Source organism: Histophilus somni (assembly GCF_014202395.1).
Lineage (GTDB): Bacteria > Pseudomonadota > Gammaproteobacteria > Enterobacterales > Pasteurellaceae > Histophilus > Histophilus somni.
This window is the reverse complement of the sequence record NZ_JACHGQ010000022.1, coordinates 1-6,231: the sequence shown is the minus strand read 5'-3', so window position 1 is coordinate 6,231 and position 6,231 is coordinate 1. Positions and strand designations below refer to the sequence as shown.

The following is a 6,231-nucleotide window of genomic DNA, read 5'->3' as shown; positions in this document are numbered from 1 at the left end:
TCGGCGAAAGTATTATTCGCCTTTTTTTGTTGTGTCTTAAAAAGCAAGGCATCGCCGATTTATTTATCAATCTATCTAAAAAGCAAAACGTTTAATCAATAAACAACCATAAAAAAGTTAAAAAAATCAACAAAATAAATCAATAAAAAACCTAATTTTAAAAACTTAAAGAGAGTGAATTTATGAACAAAATCTTCAAAACCAAATACGATGTAACAACGGGTCAAACGAAAGTTGTGTCTGAATTGGCAAGCAATCGCCAAATAGCGAGCAGTTCGAAGAGTAAACCGAAGTGCGGTGCGTTTTGGGGTAATTTTTTAGGCATTTTTAAATTTTCACCGTTGGCGTTGTTGATGTCGGGGATGCTTGGTGTGAGCAGTGTTTCATATGCTGATATAGTATATATAGATATGGAAGCAACTACAGGTGCTGCTGGAGTAAGAGAAAAATGGAGTTTGTCAAGTTATTGGAAAAATACTGGACGTGAAAATATTTTAATAGCACCTGTTCAACCTAATAGAAATAATCAAAATTTAAATAGGTATGGTAGTAGAATAAATACAAATGTACAAAAATCTGTAATCATAGGTCCTATGGCGGCAGGTAGAGATGAGCAAGTTGGTATGACTGTATTAGGTCATGGTGCAGTCGGTTATAGTAGTCAAACAACTGCGATTGGGAATAATGTCTATGCTGGAGGCGGGCAAGCCACAGCGATAGGTTCAGATGTTATGGCAGCAGGTTACGCTTCGATTGCTATAGGTAATGATGATATCTTGAGCCAAGGTGGATACGCCGACGCATTACCGCAAGATCTTATTATGAAAATTTATGGGTATGATGGAAATCATAACGGAAAAACTACTTATAAGGACATATTAGACAGAGATATATTTGTAGATAAATATGGGAAAAAACCTAATCAAGATCATAGACACTATTCTCCAACTTATTCAGCCGGAATAGGTGCAATAGCTATTGGTTCAAGATCGGTTGCTTATGGGGATACTTCACTTGCTTTAGGGACTTTATCATTTGCTTTAGCTAAAGGCTCAACCGCTGTTGGTGTTCGTGCTTTTGTGAGTGAAGATGCAGAAGGTGGGGTTGCGATAGGGGATGAGTCAAGAGTTTTTGCTGCTAACTCATTTGCTATAGGAAATGAAGCCGAAGCAACTAGGAAAGGGGCAATATCTTATGGTTCTGGCTCAAAAGCAGTAGGAGAAGGATCCATCGCAATAGGTACCAAAGTAGCTTCTAATGCTAAGATAGATGAGGCTTCAGCTCAAAAATTTAGAACCAAACTTATGCAAGAACTAGGTATTGGAACGATTCGGGAAGATAAACAAAAAGATGTTAATACAATAATAACAACTGGAGTTACAGATCTTAAAACCGGAGATCAGAATGAGATTGTTAAATCTGGGTTTGCTAATCATTTAGACGATAAAAAAATTAACAGTAAGATTAATCAGGTTCTTAAGGGATTAGATTTAAAATATCAAGAAGAAGGAGATGAGTTTTTATCAACAACGACTGATGGCAAGAAAAAATCAATAAAAAAGAAAGCAAAAGAGGGGGAACATGCTATAACTATAGGTTATTACACTATTAATAATGGAGATAATACCGTAGCCATAGGCACAGCTTCCTATGTAAAAGGTCAAAATTCTGTCGTTTTAGGGGCTTTAAACAATGTCGGACAATATGCAAGTAATACGATAGCGATTGGGGTTGGGACAAATGTACATAAAGAAAACTCAATCGCTTTAGGAACGGGAACAACAGTAACAGGTGCGGGCGTTGTGGCTATCGGTTCCGGCGTTGGTGTAACAAAAGACAATACAATAGCTATGGGTTATGGAGCCTTAGGAGAATCAAGTGAAAGCATCGTTTTAGGAAATAGTGCCAGTATAAAGGATCAAGCAAAGAAATCTATAGTTATTGGTAATGGTGCAAAAGTTGAAAATCAAGATCCTGAAAAAGACAGTAACTTAACGAAGTTAAAATGGTCGACAATTGGAGATGATAGGCATAAAGTAGAACTAGAAATGTCCGCTATTGCTATAGGGACAGGTTCATCTGTTTATGCTGTAAAGGGCGTGGCATTAGGAGATAACGCAAGTATTGGAAAAGATGCTCATAGTTCAATGGCTTTAGGCAATGAAACCAAAGCAGATATGATGAACTCTGTCGCCTTGGGCTATCGCTCCACCACCAATTATTTTTATGATAAAAACGATGCCAATAAATCTACCGCTGTTTTGAGTGGAAAAGACAGTCTAAGTGCGATGGAATTGGACGGCTATGTGCCGGAAGGATCTAGCTATAAAATTTTCAATGATAAAGCTGCTGGGATTATTTCTGTGGGTGGTTGGGATAACGGAAGTGCTTCCCGTGCTACAGGCGATGCGAAAAAAAGTGCGGTCGGTTTACGTCGGATTGTCAATGTGGCACCGGGTGCTTTGGACTCTGACGTGGCGACCGTGGGGCAATTAAAAGCCTTGAACTACGTCAAAAAGGAAGGTTTGGTGGTTTATTACACCGAAGAAGACGGAAAACCTGTTAAATTAGTGAAAAAAGAGGGGAGCAACGAGTTTTACAAAGTTGACACCAAAACTGGTGAACCGTTGAAAGATTCTCAACCTGTCGATAAAAGCAAAGTCTTAGTCGGGGCGAAAGGGGCGAATGAGGTGATTGGTTCGCAAGATCTTGGCGAAAAAATCCGTTTTGGGCATTTAGCGAAAGGGGAGATTTCAGAGGTTTCCGATCAGGCGATTACTGGGGCACAACTTGATGATCTTAAAGGTAAGTTGGGGTTGACGGTAAATAAAGATGATCCAACAAAATTTGATAAAGTCCAATTTGATGCAGTAAATGTAACCGATTCAAGTGATACATCAGGAGTAATAACAACTTTTGAAGATGCTATCCGTAAAAGTATTGCAGCTATCAATAGAGGCTATAAATTTGATGATGGAACTAATAATCCTAATACTAAAGATACACCTTTTTATTTAGGTTCAACCATTGTAATCAAAGCAGGGGATGTTACGAAAAAGTCAGGTGCAACGATAGAGAAATATCTAGGCAAAAACCTAAAAACAGAATTTAAAAACGATAGTTCAAAAGCGACATTCACCATCGGCTTGAAAGAAGACCCGAGCTTTAAAAAAGTCACGATTGAAGACAAGATTAATGACGGCGATAATGCGAAACTTGCCGTCAACAAAGAGTATGTGGATAACAAACTCAAAAATGTCTCGACCAATTTACATTTCTTATCAGTACAAGGGATGGATAAAAATGCAGACAACTATAACAACGACGGGGCAAAAGGCACTCATTCTGTTGCAATAGGTGTTGGTGCTCGTACTGAAAGTGGTGCTAACGCTGGTATCGCCATAGGACATAATGCAAAATCTAAAGCAGAAAATGCAGTTGTAATAGGTAATAATGTAAGTGTAGATGTACATAGTTCGTTTGTACTAGGGTCTAATAATAAAGTGCAACAAACATTTAAACAAATAAATGGTGCAGTGGTTGTAATAGGTAGTGGAACAGAATTAATAGAATCTAAAAGTTCTATAGCAATAGGTGCTGTTAAGGTTGGAGAAGATGGAACAAAAATAGAAAATGCCGCTTGGACAGCGTCTATCGGTAACAAAAATAAAATCAAAAACGGTACGGATATTGTGGCGTTAGGGAACAATATTCAAGCATTAGATACGACAGGTGAAGCAGCTAACAACGGTACAAAAAATGCAAATACAGAATTAATTTTGATTGGTAATGCTTCTAAAGCCACATCAGCAAAAGAAAGTGTAATTATTGGAGCAAAAGCAGAAGCTGAACTTAAGGCAAAACAAGCCGTTATTATCGGTCATAGTGCTAAAGCTGAGAGAGACGCCGTCGGTGCGGTAGCGATTGGGCAAGGTGCAACAGTAAAAACCGCCGCTGAGGATTCCATTGCCTTGGGGCAAGGGTCAGAAGCGACGGCTAAAGAAGAAGCTAAAAAAGACGCTACTGTAGCTATTAACGGTAAAAATATTAAATTTAAATGGTCAGGTGGTGTTAGTTCTAGTGATAGTGAGAGAGATAAAAAATCCGTTTTAAGCATAGGTAAGGTAAGTAATGAGCGTATCATTAAACACGTCGCCGCAGGTGCGGTAGATAAAAATTCAACCGACGCTATCAACGGCAGCCAACTTTACGCTGTCGCCGATGAATTTTCTAAATTGGCGGTGAATGTATTGGGTGCGGAAGTTGAAACTGATTCTAATAAAACAGGATTTAAGAAATCGAAATTTGAAGTCGCTAAATATAATGGGAAAACAACTGCTTCAACACCAACAGAAATGACCTTTAAAGATGCCATTGGTCAAAATACAACAGCGATTAATAAAGGATTTATTTTTGGCGTTGGCGATCAACCTGATGAATATGGAACGCATTACTTAGGTGATAAATTAACAATCAAGGCGGGAAATATAAATCACGAAGAATTTAAAAGTGATAATATTAGAACTCATTATGAAAAAAGTAATAAAAACATATTAATAGGAATAAAAGATAAACCTTCTTTTAAAAGTGTATTAATTACAGAAGAAATTCCTGATAATTTAGATAGTGCTAAAAAAGGTACTTATGATAAACATGCTGTAAATAAGGCATATTTAGACAAGAGATTAGAAAAAGTCGCCGCTAATTTCACGGTTAAGGGGGATAATAGTAGTAAGGATAAAAGCAAAGTATATACCTTAGGTAAAGATCATAATGAATTAACAATTGCAGGAGATAGTAAAAATATTGAAACTACAGTTGATAAGGACAATAAAAAAGTCAGTATCGCATTAAAAGAGGCTTTAACAGGTATTACTTCAATTGCTAATAATGATACAAAAATTGAGCTAAAAAATAATGGTGGAAAATCTATCGTTTTCACATCAGGAGATAACAGTAAATCTGTAACGTTAACTGGCGATAAATTCAGTGGCGTGTCTGAAATTAGCAAGGGAAACGCTAAGTTAACACTTGGTGCTGATAAAGCAACTGTAGAATTAGAACATGGCAAATCAAAACTTGAATTAACAAATGATAGTGCAACATTGAGTGCAGGGACTGATGCCGGAAATATTAAAATTACCAATAACGGTGATAAGAAAATTGAGTTAAGTCCTGAAAGTGGAGCTAAATTGACACTTGAAAAAGATACGACGAATGGAGGTACTTATGTTAAAGCTACCGGTTTATCGACTGTTGGGTTAAGTGATGATAACGCTTTAATCTTTAAAAATAATGATAGTAAATCTGCGGAGTTGAAAGTAGGTACTAGTGCAACCTATAAATTCACTGACAGCGGATTAGATTTAGCTAGTAAACCAATCACAAATCTAGGAAGTGGGTTAGGAAACGGTGCTGGAAGTGGAAACAATGACATTATTGAAAAAATCCTCTCTGGAAACCCTGACGGTGCTAATGGCTCCTCTACAATTTCTAACAATGCCGTCAATGTCAAAGATCTATCAGAAGTCGCCAAAGCGATCGTTGGAAAAGGCTTGACGTTTAAAGGTGATACTGGCAATGAATTTACTCGTCAACTTGGTGCAACAGTAACCATTAAAGGCGACGGAATGGATCTAACATCAAAAACCGAAAATGATGCTATTACCTTTACTTTAAATAAAGCAACTTCTGTAGATAAAAATGACGAAAAAGTCGTTACCTCAAAAGCCGTAGCTGAAAAATTGCAAGAGTACACCTCAACAGCGACTTTGGGTAAAGACTTTTTAAAAGTTACTGGTGAGAATATCGGAAATGATGAAACATCGAAAGCAGAGGGCAGAAAAAAATTCGGTGGTAATGTCGGTATTGCTGAAATCAAACTTGGCGATACTGAAAAAAGCAGCACTGAATTAGTACAGGCGGATGCGGTTATTAAGTATCTAAAAGGTACAGGACCAGATTCTGTAAAAATATCAGACTCAACAAAGACAATGGCTAAAGGAAATTACTCAATAAGTATAGGACATGAAGCCGTATCAGAAAATGCAGAATCAATAGCGATAGGATATATGACTCATGCACAAAATAAAAAATCGATAGCATTAGGTAATGAAAGTGAGGTATTGGGCGAGAAATCTATTGCAATAGGTACAGAGAATAAAATAGATGGTGAGGGTAAATATTCAGCAGTATTAGGAATAGAGAATAAAGTATCTAGCCAATTTAGTT

At 37.2% G+C, this 6,231-nt stretch carries 1 pseudogene; it reads left to right on the top strand.

The features are described from left to right. Positions 1-182: 182 nt before the first annotated feature. Positions 183-6,231 (top strand): annotated as a pseudogene (locus HNR69_RS09430) (ESPR-type extended signal peptide-containing protein); the annotation flags it as partial.